The 21,897-nt window shown below is 46.1% G+C and carries 19 protein-coding genes; 12 read left to right on the top strand and 7 right to left on the bottom strand.

Translation table 11 applies throughout. The annotated features are described in order from the left end of the window. Positions 1 to 111: 111 nt before the first annotated feature. Both MUK70_RS00095 and MUK70_RS00090 read left to right on the top strand, forming a co-directional pair. Positions 112 to 1,008 (top strand): hypothetical protein, encoded by an 897-nt coding sequence (locus MUK70_RS00095; protein ID WP_374759055.1) that lies wholly within the window; start codon positions 112 to 114, stop codon positions 1,006 to 1,008. 2 nt (positions 1,009 to 1,010) lie between these two features. Beyond that, complete coding sequence (locus tag MUK70_RS00090) at positions 1,011 to 2,564, top strand: phosphatase PAP2 family protein (RefSeq protein WP_244784591.1); 1,554 nt, start codon at positions 1,011 to 1,013, stop codon at positions 2,562 to 2,564. A 78-nt stretch (positions 2,565 to 2,642) separates the two neighbouring features. On the opposite strand, the gene MUK70_RS00085 is transcribed toward MUK70_RS00090, so the two are convergent. Further along, complete coding sequence (locus MUK70_RS00085; protein ID WP_234656656.1) at positions 2,643 to 4,805, bottom strand: xanthine dehydrogenase family protein molybdopterin-binding subunit; 2,163 nt, start codon at positions 4,803 to 4,805, stop codon at positions 2,643 to 2,645. 28 nt (positions 4,806 to 4,833) lie between these two features. After that, positions 4,834 to 5,325 carry a (2Fe-2S)-binding protein gene (locus tag MUK70_RS00080; RefSeq protein WP_255716667.1) on the bottom strand — a complete coding sequence of 164 codons (492 nt, stop codon included), beginning with the start codon at positions 5,323 to 5,325 and terminating at the stop codon, positions 4,834 to 4,836. A 171-nt stretch (positions 5,326 to 5,496) separates the two neighbouring features. Between MUK70_RS00080 and MUK70_RS00075 the strand changes: the two genes are divergently transcribed. After that, positions 5,497 to 6,732 carry a DUF819 family protein gene (locus MUK70_RS00075; protein WP_234656655.1) on the top strand — a complete coding sequence of 412 codons (1,236 nt, stop codon included), beginning with the start codon at positions 5,497 to 5,499 and terminating at the stop codon, positions 6,730 to 6,732. Between the two features lie 47 nt (positions 6,733 to 6,779). After that, positions 6,780 to 7,472 (top strand): molybdopterin-dependent oxidoreductase, encoded by a 693-nt coding sequence (locus MUK70_RS00070; protein WP_234656654.1) that lies wholly within the window; start codon positions 6,780 to 6,782, stop codon positions 7,470 to 7,472. Positions 7,473 to 7,504: 32 nt separating this feature from the next. On the opposite strand, the gene MUK70_RS00065 is transcribed toward MUK70_RS00070, so the two are convergent. Then, on the bottom strand, positions 7,505 to 8,275 hold the full coding sequence (locus MUK70_RS00065; protein ID WP_234656653.1) for an MBL fold metallo-hydrolase: 771 nt from the start codon (positions 8,273 to 8,275) through the stop codon (positions 7,505 to 7,507). 5 nt (positions 8,276 to 8,280) lie between these two features. Further along, positions 8,281 to 8,658, bottom strand: a complete 378-nt coding sequence (locus MUK70_RS00060) for a response regulator (protein ID WP_082215385.1) — start codon at positions 8,656 to 8,658, stop codon at positions 8,281 to 8,283. Positions 8,659 to 8,843: 185 nt separating this feature from the next. On the opposite strand from MUK70_RS00060, the gene MUK70_RS00055 reads away from it, so the two are divergent. From MUK70_RS00055 to MUK70_RS00030, 6 genes are all read left to right on the top strand, one after another. Beyond that, positions 8,844 to 9,503 carry a DUF1684 domain-containing protein gene (locus MUK70_RS00055; RefSeq protein WP_234656652.1) on the top strand — a complete coding sequence of 220 codons (660 nt, stop codon included), beginning with the start codon at positions 8,844 to 8,846 and terminating at the stop codon, positions 9,501 to 9,503. A gap of 132 nt (positions 9,504 to 9,635) precedes the next feature. Then, positions 9,636 to 12,065 carry a phenylalanine--tRNA ligase subunit beta gene (pheT, locus tag MUK70_RS00050; protein WP_244784589.1) on the top strand — a complete coding sequence of 810 codons (2,430 nt, stop codon included), beginning with the start codon at positions 9,636 to 9,638 and terminating at the stop codon, positions 12,063 to 12,065. Between the two features lie 41 nt (positions 12,066 to 12,106). Next, positions 12,107 to 12,451, top strand: coding sequence for a hypothetical protein (locus tag MUK70_RS00045; protein WP_234607115.1), 345 nt, complete (start codon positions 12,107 to 12,109; stop codon positions 12,449 to 12,451). Continuing rightward, entirely contained in the window at positions 12,448 to 12,759 is a 312-nt protein-coding gene (gene zapA, locus MUK70_RS00040; protein ID WP_082215388.1) for a cell division protein ZapA, read from the top strand. The genes MUK70_RS00045 and zapA overlap by 4 nt, the downstream gene beginning before the upstream one ends. A 123-nt stretch (positions 12,760 to 12,882) precedes the next feature. Continuing rightward, positions 12,883 to 14,454, top strand: a complete 1,572-nt coding sequence (gene rny / locus MUK70_RS00035) for a ribonuclease Y (RefSeq protein ID WP_234656650.1) — start codon at positions 12,883 to 12,885, stop codon at positions 14,452 to 14,454. A gap of 14 nt (positions 14,455 to 14,468) precedes the next feature. Then, positions 14,469 to 16,004, top strand: coding sequence for a P-loop NTPase family protein (locus tag MUK70_RS00030; protein WP_234607113.1), 1,536 nt, complete (start codon positions 14,469 to 14,471; stop codon positions 16,002 to 16,004). A 57-nt stretch (positions 16,005 to 16,061) separates the two neighbouring features. Here MUK70_RS00030 and recA read toward each other — a convergent pair whose 3' ends face one another. Continuing rightward, positions 16,062 to 17,129 (bottom strand): recombinase RecA, encoded by a 1,068-nt coding sequence (gene recA, locus MUK70_RS00025; protein WP_234607112.1) that lies wholly within the window; start codon positions 17,127 to 17,129, stop codon positions 16,062 to 16,064. A gap of 340 nt (positions 17,130 to 17,469) precedes the next feature. Here recA and MUK70_RS00020 point away from each other — a divergent pair, with 340 nt between their 5' ends. Together MUK70_RS00020 and MUK70_RS00015 are read left to right on the top strand one after the other, a co-directional pair. Continuing rightward, positions 17,470 to 18,507 carry an aminopeptidase gene (locus MUK70_RS00020; RefSeq protein ID WP_234656649.1) on the top strand — a complete coding sequence of 346 codons (1,038 nt, stop codon included), beginning with the start codon at positions 17,470 to 17,472 and terminating at the stop codon, positions 18,505 to 18,507. Positions 18,508 to 18,522: 15 nt separating this feature from the next. Next, positions 18,523 to 19,329, top strand: coding sequence for a DUF3108 domain-containing protein (locus tag MUK70_RS00015; RefSeq protein ID WP_234656648.1), 807 nt, complete (start codon positions 18,523 to 18,525; stop codon positions 19,327 to 19,329). On the opposite strand, the gene MUK70_RS00010 is transcribed toward MUK70_RS00015, so the two are convergent. Then, positions 19,304 to 20,293, bottom strand: coding sequence for a GNAT family N-acetyltransferase (locus MUK70_RS00010; protein ID WP_234656647.1), 990 nt, complete (start codon positions 20,291 to 20,293; stop codon positions 19,304 to 19,306). The genes MUK70_RS00015 and MUK70_RS00010 overlap by 26 nt on opposite strands. Before the next feature lie 47 nt (positions 20,294 to 20,340). After that, the gene (gene dnaA / locus MUK70_RS00005; RefSeq protein ID WP_234607108.1) at positions 20,341 to 21,768 is read right to left on the bottom strand and encodes a chromosomal replication initiator protein DnaA; all 1,428 of its coding nucleotides are present in this window, start codon (positions 21,766 to 21,768) and stop codon (positions 20,341 to 20,343) included. Between the last annotated feature and the right edge of the window lie 129 nt (positions 21,769 to 21,897).

Here is a 21,897-nt window from a genome sequence, read left to right as displayed (position 1 = left end):
GCCTGCAAAGCGCAGTATCCCTCTGGATATTGCCAACGCGCGGCATCATCCCTCAGTAAAACAATGCAATATTCTTTACGAAAAATAAAGCAAACAATCATTTTGCTTCCAATGATTGTGCTGTGCGCGACAGCAAGCGTTTTTGCACAAATGCCCAACGACGCTATTTATATGTCGAAAAACACAGCATGTCTTGCCCTTTCATACGGGCATAGCTCCTGGGACAAATATTGGGAAAATAGTCTCAAACGTGAAAATCTCAACATTGGCACGCACACAACCCAAAGCGCTATGGCCATGCTGGCGGTAGGCGTGACCAGAAACCTGAATGTCATTGTGGGCGTTCCTTACGTCTGGACACAAGCGAGCGCAGGTAACCTGAAATGGCAAAAGGGATTTCAGGACGCTTCGCTTTGGCTTAAATATCGCTTTATCAATAAATCGGGCTTCTCTCTGCACGCCATTGGTGGCGCATCGATTCCCATGGGCGATTACATTCCCGATTTTTTGCCCATGTCCATTGGCATACAATGCAGAACGGCAACCGCCAGACTGCTTGCCAATTATCGTCATCCGCAAACAGGCCTTTATATGACTGCTTCTGCAAGCTACATTTTCCGAAGCAACATTAAGATCGATCGCGATTCTTATCTTGCCGACGGTAAGCTTCACAACACCAATAAAGTCAGCGTTCCAAATGCTTATGATGCATCTGCGAGGCTGGGCTATTTAAAAAAGGGGATCCAAGCAGAAGTTTTTGCCGAGTATGGCGCTTGTGATGGCGGCGACAACATTCGCCGCAATGATATGCCTTTTCCTACCAATAACATGAAAAGCACTGTGGGCGGTGTGTATGCCAAATTCCAGCCAAAAAATATCGGCGTTAATGCCCGGGCGGCATACGTGTTAGACGGGACCAATGTTGGTCAGAGTACATCTTTTTCAGTTGGCGTGCTCTACCAGTTCCGGTATATTAAGGCTGACAAAAACCCAAACATGCATCAATAACAATGAAAAAATATATATCAAAAAGCAATCTACTGATTGCGTGCGGACTGCTTCTCACATTAGGGATCTCTTCCTGCACCAAAACGATCGACGAGCCAACAGCCTCTGTTAACAATCCCTCCAGCATGGATGCCGACGCAGGCAACTGGAAAACTTACGTGCTTGCTTCATCGGGCGAAATAACAGTCGCTGAGCCAAAAGCAGCAACCTCGGCCGAATACGCTGCAGAAATTGTAAAGCTAAAAGAGGCGACCTCCAAAATCACGCCTCAGCAAAGGGAAATCGTAAATTATTGGGGAGCAGGAGCGGCTTTCCGCTGGAACGAGATCGGTCGTGAGCTTGCAGCCCGGTATAACACGCCTCCCGCATCGAACCAGGACGGGAAATATCCCCTTCCTGATGCTGCAAATCCATTAGCTGATCCTAAATTCCCTTTTGCAAACCCACCTTACACGGCGCGCGCGCTGGCATATCTGAGCGTGGCCCAGTATGATGCATTAGTAAGTGCATGGAATTATAAGTTCAAATTCAACCGCAAAGCACCTTCAAAGACAGATCAATCCATTCAAACGATCCTGCCGGTAACCGACCTCCCTTCCTATCCTTCTGAGGATGCAGTGGTGGCCGAAGCTTCGTTTTTGGTATTGAAAGCCATGTTTCCCGGCGAAGTGCCTTTCTTGGAGCAGAAACTCACAGAGCACAAAAATAGCCGTTTATGGGCTGGAATGAATGTGGAAAGTGATATTACGGCCGGCGCAGAACTCGGTAAAGCAGTGGGTGCAAAAGTAATGGCACGGGCCAAGACAGATGGCATGGGAACGGCCAATAACCAGGCTGCCACCGCTGAAATGATCGCGAACGCAAAAACAATCGGCACCTCGGAACCATGGGTAAGCCAGGAGTCGCCTGCCCGCCCGCCTATGCTGCCAACTTATGGACTGGTTACGCCCTGGAATTTTGATAAGGCAGCTGTAAAAACAATGCGCCCGGGCCCACCGCCGGCAATCGGAAGCGCTGAATATCAGCAAAACATCGATGAGCTTTTAGCTATTGCCAAAAAACAAACCCGCGATCAGGCGCGCATTGCCAGCTTCTGGTCGGATGGTGTGGGCAGTTACACGGCTCCGGGCCACTGGCACAGAAGGGCTGCTGACCTTTGTCACAAAAATGCTTTCAGCGAAGTGAGGACAGCCAGAACGCTGGCGCTTTTGGGCACCACATTACAGGATGCCGGCATCTGCTGCTGGGACGCCAAATACTATTACTATTACCCGCGCCCCAACCAAATGAACAGGAAAATCAAAACGTCTGTGGGTTTACCTAACTTCCCTTCATACACATCGGGACATTCTACCTTCTCAGGGGCGGCGGCTGAACTGCTGGCTTATATCTTTCCTGACGAAAAAGAGAAGATCGACGATATGGCACAGGAAGCTTCTGTATCAAGGATCTACGGACTGATCCATTACCGTTTCGACTGTGAAGCTGGTTTGGAATCCGGCCACAAGATCGGCGCGTTTGCAGTAGCAAGAGCGAAGTCTGACGGTGCTAAATAATGATTTGAACAATAAGAAAAATGGCTTCCCTGTCACGGGGAAGCCATTTTTTTGTACTAATCCATTCAAAAAGACGTATTAACCCAGATTAGCTATATCAAAAGGAAGCTTGCGAAGGCGCTTGCCGGTGGCAGCAAAGACGGCATTGCCCAGCGCCGGAGCAATCGGCGGCAAACCGGGCTCTCCTACTCCGCCGGGCGCAGCACCGCTGTCAATGATATGGATTTCCATCGCCGGCGTTTCATTCAGGCGCATAATGTTGTATTGGTGAAAATTGCTTTGATCGCTGACACCATTGGTAAATGTGATGCCGTCTTTAATCGCTGCGGTCAGTCCCATGACTATGTTTCCTTCGGTCTGGGCTTTAACATTATCTGGGTTTACATAGTGGCCGCAGTCGATGACGGAGACTACCTTATCGATTTTTACGCCCTGATCTTTTCTGGACACGGTAATGCAACATGCCGAAATGCTGTTAAATGAGCTAAAAATAGCAAGGCCCTTACCCGAGCCTTCCGGAAGTTTCTCATCCCAGTTAGCTTTTTCGGCCAGCGTTTGAAGCACTTTTTTAAAACGGTCATCCGTGAGTATTTCCATTCTGGCTTTCAATGGATCTTTTTTGGCCAGATGCGCGAGCTCATCTACGAAGCATTCCTGTCCCCATCCGAAGTTCGACGCATAAACCGACCGCCACCAAACCACCGGAATATCTGTCTTAACATGGGTCCAGCTTACTTTTGAGGCACCGTCGAATCGGTATTTATTGTTTTCAGTCGCTAGTTCACCGCTTAACCATGGGTCTGCCTCCGTATCTTTCAATTGACCAAAAACCTGACCAGCAATGGATTCACCAATGGCGTGGTGATGAAAGCCTGTGATCTTACCATTTTCCACAAACCCCTGCATGTGACTGAGCATCCCCGGGCGGTATGGTCCCTGCGCAATGTCGTCCTCCCGCGTCCAGATCACTTTCACAGGCTTTTTTACGACTTTTGAAAGGTGGCAGGCCTCCAAAACGAAGTCATGATAAGCCTTGCGGCCAAAAGCGCCTCCCAGCAAAGTAACATTGATTTTGACCTGCTCGGGTTTTACTTTCATATAACTGCACACATCGCGCAACGCCCAGTCCGGCCCCTGCACAGGCGCCCAGATCTCCACAGTTCCGTCCTCCTTTACATGGGCAACCGCGTTTTCAGGCTCTATGGGCGCATGAGCTAAAAACGGCGTTTCGTAATTAGACTCGATCTTTTCCTTGGCGGCAGCAAATTTTGCCGGAAAATCCCCTTTCTCTTCTGCATTAATCCCTTCTTTCTTTGCCGCATCGTAGGTTTTAGCATAATAAGCATCCGTGCTGAGTGTTTTCTCAAGCTCACCATTGTCCCATTTGACCACCAATGCTTTTTTGCCTTTCAGAGCCGCCCAGTAATTGGTCGCTACCACAGCGACAGCCTCCGAAGTTCTGTGCGGCATCGTCCTTTCGGTTTTAATAACCTGTAAAACACCTTTGATCTTTTTAGCTTCGGTATCATCAATGGAAGCTACCTTTCCGTGGATCATAGGCGAATGCAGTATGCTGGCGTACACCATTTGCGGCACCTCCACATCAATCCCATAAACCGCCTTGCCGTTTACACGCTCGGGCACATCGAGCCTTTTATTGTATTTACCGATTATCTTAAAATCCTTTGCTTCTTTGAGCCTGGGATCTTTTGGAATTTCGAGTTTGGAAGCCTCATCGGCCAGCTCGCCATACGTCAGGCTTTTTCCACTGGCCTTATGCACGATTTTGGCATCTTCGGCATGACATTCCGAAATCGGTACATTCCAGCGTTTGGCGGCCGTAGCCGTGAGCATTTCCCTGGCGGCGGCCCCGGCTTTACGGATCGGGAACCACAGCTCACGAACGGAACTGCTGCCTCCCGAAGTCTGGCTTCCGTATTTGCCCATGCCGTCACTTTGAATGATCAGCACTTTTTCCAGGCTTACTTCCAGCTCTTCTGCCAGAAGCGAGGGCACGGCCTGCGTGGAACCCTGGCCCATATCCGGCCTCGGGTTGACAAGCGTAATATTGCCGTTGGTGTCAATGATGATAAATGGGTTGATCTCCAGGCGTAGCACGGCGGGCGTGATCTTTTTCAAGGATGCCTCCCTGGTAAAACCCGAAATGCCCAACGCAAGCCCGAAGGTGGTGATCCCCGAAGCTTTCAGGAAATCGCGGCGTGATGTTTGTATCTTTTCCAATGTTTTTTGTTCTAATGTTTAGGACCTTTTACCGCTTTCCAATGCCTGGCTCAGAAACTTTCATTTCCGCTGCTGCCCTGTGAATCGCCTTCCTTATTCTGTCATAGGTTCCGCAACGGCAAAGGTTTCCGCTCATGGCCGAGTCAATGTCCGCATCCGTTGGGTTTGGATTGGATTTAAGCAGCGCCGCAGCCGACATGATCTGGCCCGACTGACAGTAACCACATTGCGGGACCTGCTCTTCTATCCAGGCTTTCTGGATCGTATTCATTTTTCCCTCGCCAATGCCTTCAATGGTTGTAATCTTGTCGTTTTTACCCACGCCTGAAACCGGCAGCTGGCACGAGCGCGTGGGTTCGCCATTCAAATGCACCGTGCAAGCGCCACACAGGGCCATGCCACAGCCAAACTTGGTGCCTTTTAGTCCGGCAAAATCACGGACGACCCATAGCAAAGGCATGTCTGGCTCGACATCGACTTTAACTTTTTTGCCATTTAATGATAAAGTGTATATCGCCATAGTAAAACATTATTAATGTTATCGCTTAAAATCAGGATGTAAATTACAAAAAATAGGAATTTTATAAATTTAAATTTCGTTGGATCAAGCTTTTACATGATGAGCGGGCAAACGCCTTTCGTCGAAACAAAAAACAAAGCTATTTTTACCTGATTCTCACCCTGCAAATCAATGATCACAAACGACGCGGTTGTTCTGGGCCTATTAATGCTGATTCTCGCTGCTATTTTTTACACAGCTGCAAGTACGCAGGCTGGCTGGAAACGCTTCTACGCCGTAGTTCCCCCTTTGTTGCTTTGCTATTTTATTCCGGGCCTGCTGAATTCTTTCGGCGTTGTAAACGGGGCCACCTCACAACTTTACCCGGTGGTCTCCAAATATTTTCTTCCCGCCTGCCTGGTTTTTTTCACCATAGGAATGGATTGGCGCTCACTGAGCCGACTGGGCCCAAAAGCCCTGATAGCAATGCTGGTGGGGACGATAGGAATCATGATCGGTGGGCCATTTGCTTTGTGGATCGTAGGGGCAATTAGTCCGCAAACCGTTGCCGGTGAAGGCGCAGACGCCGTCTGGCGAGGGCTGGCCACCATTGCAGGAAGCTGGATCGGCGGCGGGGCAAACCAAACTGCATTAAGGGAAGTTTTCAAGCCCAGCGACGCGCTGTTCTCTCAAATGGTGGCTGTTGACGTGCTGATTGCAGAACTGTGGATGGCCTTTCTGATCTACGGCGCCGGAATGGCTTCCCGGCTTGACAACTGGCTTGGTGCAGACAGCTCTCAGATCGAGCATATTAAGCAGCAGCTTGACAGTCAACACAATGCAAATGAGCGGGTGCCAGCCATGCGCGACTATATCTTTCTGGGCGCAGTAGGTTTCGGCGCTACGGGTGCAGCCCATTTTCTGGCCGACATCATCACGCCTTACCTGTCAAAGAACTACCCTTTTTTGGACAAATACAGTCTTACCTCCACCTTTTTCTGGGTAGTGACGATCGCAACATTTATCGGCATTGCCCTTTCTGTAACTCCAGTGCGCAAGCTTGAACACGCAGGCGCCTCCAAGCTCGGCTCGGTTTTCCTGTACGTGCTGATAGCAACAATCGGCATGCAGATGGATTTAGGGGCAGTGGCAGGCAATCCAGGACTTTTCGCGATTGGCCTGATCTGGATCCTGACGCATGCAATCATTTTAATCCTGGTCTGTAAGTGGCTTAAAATCCCATTCTTTTTTCTGGCCGTAGGCAGCCAGGCCAATGTTGGCGGATCGGCATCAGCTTCCGTGGTTGCGGCAGCATTTCACCCCTCTCTGGCGCCGGTTGGCGTTTTACTTGCTATCTTAGGGTATGCAATCGGCACATATGGCGGGTATCTGACTGCGCTGGCTATGCAGTGGGTTAGTAAAAACTGACCAGACTTGCCGGACTTGGAAGGCCTGCTCTTTAAATTAAAAACAAAATGGAAGAAAACAGCAAACTCGATAAAATCATAGAAGCCAGAATGAAGCTGAAAGCACGTTTTGAGCATCAAATGGCCGACACCCCCTCTGTTTCTGACCCAAGTCCGATGGGAGCGGGTCAAATAAACCGTCACGGCATGCCCAAGCTGCCGGTTGGCCAAATCAAAACCGTTAAATGGCCTGTGCTGGACCTGGGTTTTAAGCCTGATATTTCACAACAGAAATGGAAACTGGTTATCGACGGTGAGGTCGAGTCGCCTGTGTCGCTGAATTGGGAGGATTTTATGGCTTTACCGCAGACCGAAGATATCAGCGATTTTCACTGCGTTACCACCTGGTCGAGAATGGATGTGCCCTGGACCGGCGTTCGGCTGGCTGATCTTGCGGCCCTCGTTCAACCCAAAGCCAGCGCTACACACATTCTTTGCCATGGCTACGATAAATACACGACCAATCTCTCGCTTGAAGAAGCATTAAAAGATGATGTGTTACTAGTCCATACGGCGGATTACAAACCTTTGGAGCGTGATCACGGTGGGCCTGTGCGCATGATAACTCCGCAGCTTTATGCCTGGAAAGGAAGCAAATGGATCAGCAGGATCGAGTTCTTGTCTGCCAACAAACTTGGTTTCTGGGAATTAAGGGGTTATTCCAATACGGCTTATCCATGGCGGAATGACCGGTATAGTTGAGGGTTGAGGGTTTAGGCTAGACTTGCTAAGTCTTAAAGACTTAGCAAGTCTAGCACAAGGCCATCGTAAGCCAGATGTACATTAGGCGGCAGCTCTTTTTCAATATCGGCGTGCCTGCCCAGCTTATGGCTCATATGCACCAGATAGGCCATGGGCACTTGCAGTTTTTCGATCAGCGCCAAAGATTGCGATAAGGTAAAATGGGAAAGGTGCGGCTCTTTTTGCAATGTGTCCAAAACCAGCACTTTGGAGCCTTTTATTTTTTGCTGCTCCTTTTCAGAAATGTAGTTGGCATCGGTAATGTAGGTAAAGTCTTCAACCCGATAACCATAAACCGGCAGCTGATGATGCATCGCCTCTATGGGCGTAAATGTGACGCCTTGGACGTCAAATGGCTTATTATCAATATTATGCAACTCGAAATGAGGCACGCCCGGATACCTTTTTTCTGAAAAAGCGTAAGCGAACTCGTTTTGGATCTGATTTAAAACAGACGCTCTTCCGTAAAGTGGAATGTCGCGCTGGCTGCGGTGGTTGAAGGCGCGGATATCGTCGAGCCCGGCCGTGTGGTCCTTGTGTTGATGCGTAAAAATGGCAGCGTCCAGGTCCTTTACATGAGCCCTAAGCATCTGCTGGCGAAAATCAGGGCCCGTATCGATAACAATGGATTTTCCTTTGGCCTGGATCCAGACGGAAGTCCTTAAACGCTTGTCGCGCGGGTCATCGGATTGGCAAACGGCACATTCACAGGCAATAACCGGTATTCCCTGTGATGTGCCGGTCCCTAAAAATGTAATCCTCATCAGGTCTATTCTGTCAAATGCGCGACCACTTCAACCAGACGGTCGAAATTCAAAGGTTTCATCAGCGCATCATCAAATCCTGCTTGCTTGAAGTCTTCTTCCGAATAGTTTTTGGCATTTCCGGTAATGGCAACGATCGGGGTTTTGGCCTTTTTCTCGTTAGGCAATTTGCGGATGCTTCTTGCGCACTCCATTCCATCCATCACAGGCATATTGATATCCAGCAAAATAATATCGAAATCCTCTTTTTCAAGGAGCTGCAAAACCTGCTCTCCGTTTTTTACAGAAGTGATCTCGTAATGTTGAAATTCCAGAATCTTCCTTGCCAGATTTTGAATAACTGAGCTGTCTTCGGCAATGAGTACTCGCTTGGTGTATGACATATGATGGATCAGGTATTGTGTTTAATAATTTGCCAGGTCAATTTAGGGATAATTCATCCAAAGTCGCAACCTGGCCCGGTGCGAAGATTCAAAATTATCATAAAAAAGTAAATAAACATCTTATACTTTTTCAAAGCACGCTTTCGGGTGTAAGTTTGTGATCCGTTCCTAATTTATGCAGCCATATGTTTAAAAATAAAGTGATCCGGTACAGCACAATCGCAATGGTTATAGCGATTCTGGCCTATTTTATCATTGAAAATTTCTCGGGAGCAGCCCTTAACGGCGCCAGCGAAGATCAGATCGCAAGCAACCCGGAGCAATACAAAACCACAATCCTTAACGAGCGCGCAGCCAAAGACGAGCAGTTTCGCACTACTGAGGACTCTCCTATCGCCGATAAGGAAAGCTTCCACGGCCTGCATTATTTCCAGCCCGATCTGACTTACCGCATTAAGGCCAATATTTCGCCTTATATGAAGGATGATAAGGAAGTTGTAGTCAAATACACCGACGGGACTTCGGAAAAATATGAGAAGTATGGTTATGCCAATTTCAAGATCGGCGATCAGGAGGAGAAATTGCTATTACTTAAAAATGAGAGTGTTATCTCTGTTCTTTTCAAAGATGCCACCAGCGGAAAGCAAACCTATGGCGGCGGCCGTTATCTGGATTATCCTGTGTCTGAGATTAAAAACAATGTGATTATTCTGGATTTCAATAAGGCCTATAATCCTTACTGCGTGTATCAGGAAAGCTACGCTTGCCCGGTTCCGCCTGCCGAAAATACGCTTTCCGTGCCCATACTAGCCGGTGAGCAGCTGGAATCGGCTGTTCATAATTAAACGGCCTTCGCTTTTTTTATTTTGTTAAAAAACCCCTTACTATTTCAAGTCGGACGGCGCTGTTCGACTTAAATCCTTAATTTTGTAATCCGGCTTCATTGCCGGTTGAAACATATTTTTGAAAGCATTCGCATGAAGATCTCCTATAAGTGGCTTAAAGAATTAATAGAAATAACAGAATCTCCGGAAGAAATCGGCAAAATACTGACTGCAACGGGATTGGAAGTTGAAAGCATTGAAGAGATTGAATCCATAAAAGGAGGTCTGCAAGGCGTGGTAATCGGCGAGGTGCTTACCCGCGAAAAACATCCGGAAGCAGATCGTTTAAGCCTGACAACAGTTGATGTGGGTGGTGAGAATCCGCTGTCCATTGTTTGTGGCGCTACCAATGTGGCTGCGGGTCAAAAAGTGGTTGTAGCCACCGTGGGAGCAACATTATATCCGACAGGAAGCGATCAGCCATTGGTTTTGAAAAAATCAAAAATCAGGGGCGCACTTTCGGAAGGAATGATCTGCGCAGAAGATGAACTGGGCGTTGGTTCGTCCCACGATGGGATTTTAGTGCTGGATACTGATCTTCCCAATGGCACACCAGCCAGCGAATACTTCGGCATTTCCTCTGATTACTTAATAGAAATCGGCCTCACGCCCAACCGCGCCGACGCGGCATCGCATTATGGCGTGGCGCGTGATCTGAAAGCCTATTTTAACCGTGAGATCAATCTTCCGTCTGTGGAAGCTTTTGCTGTAAATAGTGAAAGCTTGCCATTTGAAGCCGAAGTAAGAAACGCAGAGGCTGCACCCAGATATACCGGCCTGACCATTTCCGGGTTGAAAGTTGCTGAGTCACCCGAGTGGCTTAAACAACGATTGGCAACGATCGGAATCCGCTCGATTAACAACATTGTGGACATTACCAATTATGTATGCCACGAGCTGGGCCAGCCCATGCATGCTTTCGATGCAAATAAGGTCATAGGCAACAAAGTAATTGTGACCACTGTGCCTGCCGGGACAACATTTGTGACGCTGGATGGCGTGGAAAGAAAACTTTCGGATTCTGATCTGATGATCTGCAATGCGGGAACGAATGGAAATCCGGAGCCTATGTGCATTGCCGGGGTCTTTGGTGGACTCACTTCCGGTGTTACCAATGAAACCACTTCTATTTTCCTTGAATCAGCTTATTTCTCGCCGATCTGGGTTCGTAAAACGGCTCAGCGCTTTGCATTAAAAACGGATTCTTCTTTCCGGTTTGAACGCGGCACAGATCCGAATATGCCATTGTATGCGCTGAAAAGGGCAGCCTTGCTTATTCAGGAGATCGCGGGCGGGACTGTTTCTTCCAATATTACCGACATTTATCCCGAACCGGCTGCTGATTTTCAGGTAAAAATGACTTACCGCAACATTGACCGTCTTATCGGCAAGTCGTTGGAAAAGGATTTGATCAAAAACATTTTGGCTGGCCTTGACATTCAGGTTGCGGAGGAAAATGAAACCGGCTTTACAGCCATTGTGCCACCTTACCGTGTGGATGTGCAGCGGGAAGCGGATGTGATCGAAGAAATCCTGCGCATTTACGGTTTCGGGCAAGTTGAACTTTCTGATGCGCTTAGCTCGGATTATTTGTCTGATTTCCCGGTTAATGATCCGGAAAAACTGAAACTGCGCGTTGCTGAATTGCTTGTTGCAAACGGTTTCAACGAAATGATCAACAATTCGCTGACAAAGCCTGATTATCATGCTTCATTAGCCGAAAACATTCAGGGTAACCCGGTAAAAATCCTGAATTATCTGAGCGAAGATCTGTCCGTAATGCGCCAAACGCTGATTTTCTCGGGTCTGGAAGTGATTGCTTACAACAGCAACCGCCGTCAGAAGGATTTGAAGCTTTTTGAATTTGGCAAAACCTATAACGAGATCGGCGAAAAATATGTCGAAAAAGAAAGGCTGGCTGTTTTCCTGACGGGCAACATTGGACAGGAAAGCTGGTTTGAGAAGTCGCGTGAAGTGGTTTTTCATGATCTGGCTGGTTTTGTCATGCAGGTTTTGTCTTCGGTTAAGATCAAAGACGTCGAAAGAACCGAGGCCGATGCGGCGATTTTTAAATTTGGAACAACCCTTACATTAAACCGCAAGCCGGTTGTAACATTTGGTCAGCTCAATGCGGTCATTGCTAAAAAGCTCGACATTAAAGCGCCTGTTTTTTACGCGGATTTTGATTGGGATTATATGCTCAAACAATACGACGCATTTGTCCAGTATAAAGAAGTAGCCAAGTTTCCCGAAGTGCGCAGGGATCTTTCGGTTGTGGTTAACAAAAAAATCACCTTCGAAGAGCTGCGCCAGATCGCCTATAAGACCGAAAGGCAGCTTCTGCGCGCTGTGAATGTGTTTGACGTGTATGAAGGCGCGAACCTGGAAGGGAAAAAATCCTATTCGGTGAGCTTCATTTTGCAGGACGATCAGCAAACATTGACGGATAAAGTGATTGACAAAACCATGCAGCGCTTGATCTCAGCTTATGAACGCGAGTTTGAGGCCGTGATCAGGAAATGATAAAAGGAGTTTTGGTTTGACAGCATTATAAGGCCAAAAAAATGGAAAGGAGCATCGAGCGCATCATTGAACACAAGTTGTCCGACCTTGAGAAAAAACTCGAGTTCCTGATCAACATTAAGGAGAAACTAAACTGGTCAATATCAGAGCTGCAACGCGAAAATGCAGAGCTGCGTGCCTCGAATACCAAACTCAAGGAAGAAGCAAAAGAAATAAAGAAAAAATACACTAGTTTGGAAAAAGACTTTAATAAGTCTAAAAGTTTCGCTAAAATTGTCACTAGTAAACTGACACCAACAAGCGGAATAGCCGAACTGAAAGACTCAGTTGAAAGATATATACAAGAGATCGATAAGTGCATTGAATTGCTTGAAGATACCTTATGAAAAAAAATAGCATACCCAATCCGGACGTTTCTGTCTTTATAAAACTGCTGGACAGGGGTTTCAAACTGAGCGTTCCGGCGGATCAGGAGAAATTCTACAGGGATGGGTATGAGGTGTTCATGCAACGCGTGCAGCAGCATAAATTAAAAGGAAAAGTATACGGTGACATTGAAGCAATTGCACTTACTTCTATTGAATGCCTTGTAGCATTACAACGGAACCAGGAGCAAATGGATAACTTGGTGATGGCTTTTAAAAACAGGGTAGAAAAGCTTGATGAAACCATTACCAGCGCAATAGAAAGCTAAACGCTCAACACCACAAAACCTTTATTTTATACGGATTCCTCTTTATCTTCTTTCAATACTTCCACCTTCGGCATTTTCACGCGGTTTAGTCGGTAAAACCAACTATATATAACCATTACTGAAATGTCAAATTCATTAGTTTTCATCTTTCTCCTGTCCGATATAATCGCCATTGGTGTGGGGATTTTCGCAGGCAAGTACATCTTTCAGAAGTCATTCGACCAGAAAGAAAAAGAGGCGCAGGAACGAGCTGCCGAAATTCTCCGTAATGCTGAAAGCGCTGCTGAAAACATAAAGAAAGACCGTATTCTTGAAGCGAAAGAAAAGTATCTCAGACTAAAAAGCGAATTTGAAGAGGATGCCAATAAGAAACGCGTGATTCTTCAAACCAACGAACAGAAATTAAAACAGCGCGAGCAAAGCTTAAACCAGACCATTGAGTCAAATAAGCGCCGTGAAAATGAGCTGGAAACGCTTAAAACCAATTTAAACCAGCAGCTCGAAACGGCCACAAAACGCCGGGAGGAGGCAGAAAAATCATTGCATCAGCAAGTTGCGCAACTCGAAAAAATCGCTAATCTTACGGCCGATCAGGCACGGGAGCAATTAATCGACGCATTAAAAGCAGAAGCGGATACAAGGGCCGGATCGTATGTAAAAAGTGCGATGGAAGAAGCCCGCCTTACGGCCACCAAAGAAGCCAAAAAGATCGTTATCGAAACCATTCAGCGCACCGCAGCTGAACACGCGATCGAAAACTGCGTGTCTGTTTTCAACATTGAAAATGACGATATCAAAGGAAAAATCATTGGCCGCGAAGGGCGGAACATTCGTGCTTTGGAGGCTGCGACGGGCGTTGAGATCATTGTGGATGACACCCCGGAAGCAATCGTTATCTCCGGTTTTGATCCGGTAAGAAGGGAAATTGCAAGACTTTCGTTGCACCGGCTGGTTCAGGACGGAAGGATTCACCCTGCCCGAATTGAGGAAGTCGTTGCCAAAACACGCAAGAACATTGACGATGAGATAGTTGAGATCGGGGAAAGAACCGTAATCGACATGGGTATACACGGGCTTCACCCCGAGCTTGTAAAGATGATCGGCCGCATGCGTTTCCGATCTTCTTATGGACAAAACCTGCTGCAACATTCACGTGAAGTAGCTAAGCTTTGCGCTACGATGGCCTCAGAACTTGGCTTAAACACGAAACTGGCGAAAAGAGCCGGTCTTTTGCACGATATCGGGAAAGTCTGGCCGGAAGAATCCGATCTTCCGCACGCGATATTGGGTATGGAGCTTGCCAAGAAATACAAGGAAAATCCTGAGGTGTGCAACGCAATCGGCGCCCACCACGATGAGATCGAAATGACAAGCATTCTATCCCCGATCATTCAGGTGTGTGATGCGATTTCAGGATCTCGTCCGGGAGCTCGCAGGGAAATGATGGAGTCTTATATTCAAAGGCTTCGTGATCTTGAAAACATGGCCCTATCATTTGAAGGTGTTGAAAAATGTTACGCGATCCAGGCCGGTCGCGAGTTGCGCGTGATCATTGACGCAGATAATGTTTCGGATGAAAAGGCAGGGATGCTTTCTTTTGATATTTCTCAAAAAATAGAAAAAGAAATGCAGTATCCCGGACAGATAAAAATTACAGTAATCCGTGAAATGCGTTCAGTAGCGTATGCGCGTTAATCAGCCTAAAATACATGAGTTATTCACTTCTTAGTGGTTCAGAGCTATTGGAAATCCAAACGCTTGGTGGACTGAAAAAAGCAGGTTACCAATCCCGTTCCATTAAACAGGAACTACGTGATAACCTGATCGTTAAGATTAAAAACAAAGAAAATATCTTCCCCGGCATCTGGGGATATGAGGAAACCGTTATTCCAGATGTGGAGCGCGCGATCCTTTCCATGCACAACATCAACTTCCTGGGTTTGCGCGGACAGGCCAAAACACGGATAGCACGAATGATGACCAGTCTGCTGGACGAATACATTCCTTATGTGAAGGATTCGGAATTGCATGACGATCCATTGGAACCGTTGTCCCGTTTTGCAAAAGACGTTGTGGAAGAATATGGCGACGCCACAGAAATAGCCTGGTTGCATCGCGATGAGCGCTATACCGAGAAATTAGCAACGCCTGATGTTTCCGTGGCTGACCTTATTGGTGACGTAGATCCGATCAAGGCCGCAACATTGAAACTGCCTTACTCGGATGAACGGGTGATCCATTTTGGTCTTATCCCCCGCTCGCATCGCGGTATTTTCGTCATCAACGAGCTGCCCGACTTGCAGGCCAGGATCCAGGTTGCGCTTTTCAATATTTTGCAGGAGGGCGACATTCAGATCCGTGGGTTCAAATTGCGATTACCGCTTGACATTCAGTTTGTTTTCACGGCTAACCCGGAAGATTATACCAACCGCGGAAGCATTGTAACACCACTGAAAGACCGCATTGAAAGCCAGATCGTGACGCATTATCCGAAAACAATTGAAACGGGTAAGAAAATCACAGAGCAGGAAGCGATAGTTAAAACCGAGCAGGTTGGAATGATTAAAGTCAATGAGCTTGCCAAAACATTGATCGAGCAGATTGCATTTGAAGCTAGGGAAAGCGAATATGTAGACAGCAAAAGCGGCGTTTCTGCTCGTTTGACAATTTCAGCATATGAAAGTCTTTTGAGCACTGCCGAGAGACGTGCGCTGATCAATGGTGAAGCTAGCACCTACGTTCGGATTTCTGACCTTTACGGTGTTGTTTCAGCGATTTGCGGTAAGGTAGAGCTGGTTTATGAAGGTGAAGTAGAAGGGCCTGTTATCGTAGCGCAAAATCTTATTGGTAAGGCAATTCGCACCCAGTTCCTTAACTTCTTTCCTGATCCCGAAAAGAGCAAAAAGAGCAAGATCAATCCATATGCAAAAGTGATTGAATGGTTCGGTTCAGGCAATGAGATGGAGATGCCGGGCGATATGACCGATCGCGAATACATGGCGCGCCTGAAAACCATTGACGGACTCGATGATTTTGTAGATATGCTGAGTGCTTATTCGAGTGCTGAGGAAAAGCTTTTTATGATGGAATTCGCATTGCATGGCATGGCGGAGTTTTCGCTTATCGGTAAAATGTCTTTGGATCAGGGAATGAAATTCCAGGATCTGGTCAGCAGCATGTTTTCCGGCCCAGGTGAAGACGATTATGATTTTGACGAGGATGATGACGATCGAAAACCATTTTGATATACAACAAAAATGCCCGGCATACACCGGGCATTTTTATTATAAGCTATTTCAAGATCAAAGCGGAGCGCCTTCGTCTACAACATTCGGCTCACTCGTATCGATCAGAGCATCCGGCTCGTTGTTCACTTTTGCACGAACTTTTCCTTCCAGTTCATCCATCAATTCCGGATTATCCTTGATAAGTGCTTTTACGGCGTCACGGCCTTGTCCAAGACGGTTACCGTCATAGCTGAACCATGAACCTGCTTTCTTAACGATATCCAGTTCCACAGCCAGGTCAATGATCTCTCCTACTTTGGAAATTCCTTCACCATACATAATATCAAATTCCACAACTTTGAAAGGTGGTGCCACTTTATTCTTAACGACTTTCACGCGTGTGCGGTTACCCAAGATCTGGTCAGCGCTTTCTTTGATCTGACCAACGCGACGGATATCCAGACGCACAGAAGCATAGTATTTCAATGCATTACCACCCGTAGTTGTTTCAGGGTTACCGAACATAACGCCGATTTTCTCACGCAACTGGTTGATGAAAATACAGCAGCACCCGGTTTTATTAATTACACCGGTAAGCTTACGCAATGCCTGCGACATCAAACGAGCCTGTAAACCCATTTTGCTGTCACCCATTTCACCTTCAAGCTCGGCGCGAGGCACCAAGGCTGCAACAGAGTCAATAACGATAATATCCACCGCGCCACTGCTAATCAAATGTTCAGCAATTTCCAATGCCTGCTCGCCGTTATCTGGCTGTGAAATCAATAAATTGCTTGTGTCTATACCCAATTTCTCGGCATAGGACCGGTCAAATGCATGCTCTGCGTCAATAAATGCAGCAAGCCCGCCTTTCTTTTGAGCCTCGGCTATGCAATGCATCGATAATGTCGTCTTACCCGATGATTCAGGCCCGTAAATTTCAACAACACGGCCACGCGGAACGCCTCCTACCCCCAGCGCTAAGTCCAGCCCAAGAGATCCTGTTGAGATAACCGGAATATCCAAAACCTTGCTGTCGCTTAGGCGCATTACTGTGCCTTTGCCGTAAGTCTTGTCCAGCTTTTCGAGCGTGGTTTGAAGTGCTTTAAGTTTGTTGTCTTTATCAGTGGTTGGTTGTGCCATAAAATGGTTTCAGTAATTTAGTTTGTTCATAAAAAAGCGGCCTTTGGTTGCAAAACCGCCTGATAATTGGTCTTTTCTAATGTGTAAAAATACCGAATTCCAAGCAAAAATCCAACGGCTTTTTCTTTTAAAAATATAATTTCAGACTAAATAAATACAGATAATATCAAGAGGAATTTACAACTTACAGCATCCGATTATTAGCCGTTATCAACAACTTACCCACCGGTTTGCAGGCTTGATAAACGGTAAATAATTCCCAACCATTTTTCTATAATTTCGCAACGGAAATATCTGTTTTACAGATTAGTCGTAGCCACTTGACTTAATTACCGCATTTGTGTTTAAAAAAATTCTGCTTGCCGTTTTAGTGCTTTGTGTGATTTCAGGGATCTATTACAGGAATCTGCTCAGTTACGGCTGGATGCAGGCTTCCGGACAGGTGAAAATCCTGATGAATGTGGAAGATGTAACAGATGTGTTGAATGATCCCACATTCCCCGATTCGCTGAAAGCCCGGATTAAGCTCATTGAGGAAATCAAGCAATTCGGCGTTGATTCACTGGGATTGGCCCCTTCCAAAAACTACACAACGTTTTATAACCAGCACGGGAAACCACTGATATGGCTCATTACAGCTTCGGAAAAATATAAAATCGAATCTCATAAATGGAAATTTCCTATCATCGGTAGTTTTCCTTACAAAGGTTTTTTTGATTCCACCCGCGCAGTAACCGAAGAGCGGCAATTGATACAGGAGGGCCTGGATACGGACATTGGAGAGGTTTCGGCATGGTCTACTTTGGGTTACTTGAAAGACCCTATTCTATCAAGCATGCTGAAACGAAGGGTGGGAAGCCTCACAAACCTGATTCTTCACGAGCTTACCCATGGAACGCTTTTTGTGAAAAATAACCTGGAACTGAACGAAAACCTCGCCAGCTTTATCGGCGATCAGGGAGCGATCCGGTTTTTGAAATTCAAATATGGTCTGGACTCTCCCGAATTGCGTACATACGAATATTCAAAAAAGTATAATGATGCCTATTCAGGGCATATGTTAAGGGGAATTGACCGTTTGGACAGTCTCTATAAAACATTCGGGGAAAATCCGGTCGTAAATGCGCACCGCGATTCGTTGAAAAACAAGCTGATCCTGACGATCCTGGATGACGCCGACACACTTCTTTCCGGGAAGCGGACGTTAACAAACAAAAGCCGATGGCCGGACGGGAAAATGCCTAACAATGCGTATTTCATCAGTTACCAGACTTATAAGTCAAAGCAAGACATATTTAAAATTGAGTTTGAACAAAAATTTGGAGGAAATATTAAGAAGTATCTGGCCTGGTTGAAAGAAAAATATCCCTCTCTATAATCATAGTTTTTTAGCATGAAGAGATCGTACATCATTGTAATTGCTTTCATAACTTTTTCGTTTTTTTTCTCCTTCCGGCAGTTTGAAGAACAGGCGACGGAGAAAAGAGTTATATCCAACAAGAGCTTCGGCCCGGGTGAAAGAGTTGAATACAGAGTGCATTACGGCTTTATTAACGCTGCTGAGGCTAAGGTGGAAGTTGGCAAATCGGTGTCCATTATTAACAACCGGCCTTGCTACCGGGTCAACGTGTCTGGCCGTACGGTAGGCGCATTTGACCTTATTTCCCGCGTCAGAGACACCTGGCGCTCGTACATTGACACCACGGCCATTTTGCCGCATATGTTTGAGCGTCAGATACAAGAGAACAAATATCGCAAGGAGGAGCGTGTGATGTTCAACCATAACCGGGACCAGGCTGTATCGAGCATAAAAGATGAAACGAAGACTTTCAATGTTCCCAACAACATTCACGACATTATCAGCGGCTATTTCTATCTGAGAACAATCAATTTTGAGAAAGTCTCCGAAGGCGAGGTCATTGAGGTTCCGACATTTTTTGACGGCGAAGTTTACAAATTGCGCGTACGTTATGTGGGGAAAGATGTAATTAAGACCAAATTCGGCAAAACAAAGGTGCTCAGGATCAATCCATTAATTCCAGACAATAAATTTTTCAAAGGCGAAGGTGCAATGAAACTCTGGGTGTCGGACGACTCCAATAAAATCCCTTTAAAAGTGGAGGTTGAGCTAAAAATCGGTTCGCTTGAAATGGACCTCAAATCTTACAAAGGACTTAAAAAAGACCTTGTATGGTTTTGAAAAATCTCTTTCGCCAGTTCTGAATGTGTCTTAGCGGAAACCATAATTCATTTTTTCTGATCGCATAAAACGAAACCGGCGTGCTTCCAAAACTACTGTAAAAGCTTGCTATTGAGCCGACTTCCGGGCTTTCGAAATCGAAAATCAGCATCTTGCCGTTGCAATCCCTGAAATACTGATCCAGCATTAAAGTTCTTGCATTGCCGCTCCTTCCGACCCGATCCGCCGCATTGAAGAGATAAATCGCTCGTCCCGCAAACTCCACAATGAGTATACCCGCGTCAATTTGTCCATTGAATATGGCATAGTAAACTTCCGCATGTCCACCTGCATTCAAAACACCTAAAAGTGTCTTTAAACGGACAAAAGCATTCGGATCAACCCCACCCGGAATGCGTTCGGTCTGATTTTCTGCAAATAATGCAATCAGAGGATTAATGTCTGCACTCTTTTGAATGCACCAATTTAAAGCCTTACTACGCTTCAAATTACGCTTTCTGTCCTTAGAATAACCTGAATGGACTTGCCCATAATTTCCCCGGATATGAAGCCAGTGCGTATGGTTTTTTGCAAATTGAAAATCAGAAAAAGCGGATGCTATTGCTGACATTCTAACCGAGTTTTCCGGATTAAAATGGTAGGCCGATATGTAAGAAAATTCCTTTGATAAAAAACGAATAAAGGACTCTAATTCAAATTCGGCAAGAGGCTTTAAAGTAAACAAACCGAGATATTGGCAAAACAGCGGCTGGTAAATGGTCGTAAAACCAAATTTCCGGCGCATAGGAAGCGGCATAACGATTTCGGGATGTTGGATATTCGGCCAGACAAGCGCTTTCCAATTTTCACAAACGATATCCAGGTAAAAAGTCTGCGCGTAGATCACGCATTGAAGGGATTTGCGAATGTGATCATTCCAGGATGCGTCACAGATCTGTGTGCGTTCAACTAGTACAGGCGTCATTGGGCTGTTTTGGTTTGAATGTTTATCAAACCATTAGACGCCAAATGCTATTTAAAGTAACTGCGAAGTTTCTGCAAAGTTTCCTCCACATCGGGCGTTTCGCCCATCAGCAGGTTAATGCTTTGAATAGAATGGATTACAGTGCTGTGGTCACGGCCACCGAAATGGTAGCCGATGGATTTTAAGGGAAGGTCTGTATATTCTTTGGCCAGAAACATAGCCAGTTGGCGCGGATAAACCACTTCCTTCTTACGGCTTTTGCTTTTGAGATCGGCAATGGTAACCTGGAAAAAATCAGCGATAACTTCCTGAATGGTGTCAATGGTTACTTCCTTATCCTCATTCATTACAATGTTCCGCAATGTATTTTTTGCCAGCTCCACGTCAATTTCGCGACGGGTCAGCGAAGCCTGCGCCATCAGCGAAACGATCACGCCTTCCAGCTCACGTACATTGGAATTCACACTGTGTGCAATGTATTCAATTACATCATAATCAATGGAGATACCCTCGGATTGGATTTTTTTCTGAATAATAGCAATCCGCGTCTCAAAATCAGGCGTCTGTAAATCGGCAGTTAATCCCCATTTAAATCTGGATAATAACCTGTCCTGCAAGCCTTGCAGTTCACGCGGCGGGCGGTCACTGGTCATAATGATCTGCTTGCCCAGCTGGTGCAGATGATTGAAGATATGGAAGAATGTATCCTGCGTTTTTTCCTTTCCCGATAAAAACTGAACGTCGTCAATTGCCAGCACGTCCACCTTCATGTAAAAATCGGTAAAATCCTGTAACGTGTTGTTTTTAATCGAGTTGATAAACTGGTTGGTAAACTTTTCAGAAGAAACATAAAGCACCAGCTTATTTTCAAAGTGGTTCATAATGTAGTTCCCGATGGCCTGCACAAGGTGCGTTTTGCCCAGCCCTACCCCGCCATACATCATCAGTGGGTTGAACGACGTGAGCCCCGGACGCTGTGCCACCGCAAAGCCTGCGGAACGCGCCAGACGGTTGCAATCGCCCTCAATAAAATTATCAAATGAGTAATTTGGATTCAGGTAAGTGTCCAGGTTCATCGAATCGTGGTCCTTATCTCTATGATTAGAACCTAATCTCGGGTCTGTAACGAAGTTATCCGGCTTGGAAAAGTTTGGGGATTTTGGGGTTGACACATTCATCGTAAGCGGCTGATGCTTATCATTGCCTTTGTCTACGATAATGGAATATTCCAATAAACCGTCTCGCCCTATCGCATAATCCAGTGCCTTTCTTAAAAGATTAACATAATTATCTTCCAGCCATTCATAGAAGAACTGGCTCGGAACCTGGATTGTAAGCACTTTACCGTAAAGTTTTAAGGGCCGTATCGGTTCAAACCATGTCTTAAAACTTTGATCCGGAATGTGCTGCTGAATAACTCTCAGGCAGGCATCCCAAATCTGGTCTACTTCTCTATGTGTGCTAACTCTTTCCAATGTATAATGTTCCGAATTCAGAATGTCAAAATTTAAAAGGACGGCAAAGATATAAAAATACCTGATCTCTGCGGATTAAAACCAACGTTCAATTTAATACCAACACGGGCTATCTGCAAACCCCCAAAA

Source organism: Dyadobacter chenwenxiniae (assembly GCF_022869785.1).
GTDB classification, from domain to species: domain Bacteria; phylum Bacteroidota; class Bacteroidia; order Cytophagales; family Spirosomataceae; genus Dyadobacter; species Dyadobacter chenwenxiniae.
This window is presented reverse-complemented; position numbering and strand designations above follow the sequence as displayed.

Coding starts and splice junctions, on each gene's coding strand:
- MUK70_RS00070 (WP_234656654.1), top strand. CDS start 6,780: ATGGAAGAAAACAGCAAACTCGATAAAATCATAGAAGCCAGAATGAAG.
- MUK70_RS00060 (WP_082215385.1), bottom strand. CDS start 8,658: ATGTCATACACCAAGCGAGTACTCATTGCCGAAGACAGCTCAGTTATT.
- MUK70_RS00030 (WP_234607113.1), top strand. CDS start 14,469: ATGAGTTATTCACTTCTTAGTGGTTCAGAGCTATTGGAAATCCAAACG.
- MUK70_RS00055 (WP_234656652.1), top strand. CDS start 8,844: ATGTTTAAAAATAAAGTGATCCGGTACAGCACAATCGCAATGGTTATA.
- MUK70_RS00090 (WP_244784591.1), top strand. CDS start 1,011: ATGAAAAAATATATATCAAAAAGCAATCTACTGATTGCGTGCGGACTG.
- MUK70_RS00065 (WP_234656653.1), bottom strand. CDS start 8,275: ATGAGGATTACATTTTTAGGGACCGGCACATCACAGGGAATACCGGTT.
- MUK70_RS00015 (WP_234656648.1), top strand. CDS start 18,523: ATGAAGAGATCGTACATCATTGTAATTGCTTTCATAACTTTTTCGTTT.
- MUK70_RS00075 (WP_234656655.1), top strand. CDS start 5,497: ATGATCACAAACGACGCGGTTGTTCTGGGCCTATTAATGCTGATTCTC.
- MUK70_RS00010 (WP_234656647.1), bottom strand. CDS start 20,293: ATGACGCCTGTACTAGTTGAACGCACACAGATCTGTGACGCATCCTGG.
- rny (WP_234656650.1), top strand. CDS start 12,883: ATGTCAAATTCATTAGTTTTCATCTTTCTCCTGTCCGATATAATCGCC.
- MUK70_RS00080 (WP_255716667.1), bottom strand. CDS start 5,325: ATGGCGATATACACTTTATCATTAAATGGCAAAAAAGTTAAAGTCGAT.
- MUK70_RS00095 (WP_374759055.1), top strand. CDS start 112: ATGATTGTGCTGTGCGCGACAGCAAGCGTTTTTGCACAAATGCCCAAC.
- recA (WP_234607112.1), bottom strand. CDS start 17,129: ATGGCACAACCAACCACTGATAAAGACAACAAACTTAAAGCACTTCAA.
- pheT (WP_244784589.1), top strand. CDS start 9,636: ATGAAGATCTCCTATAAGTGGCTTAAAGAATTAATAGAAATAACAGAA.
- zapA (WP_082215388.1), top strand. CDS start 12,448: ATGAAAAAAAATAGCATACCCAATCCGGACGTTTCTGTCTTTATAAAA.
- MUK70_RS00045 (WP_234607115.1), top strand. CDS start 12,107: ATGGAAAGGAGCATCGAGCGCATCATTGAACACAAGTTGTCCGACCTT.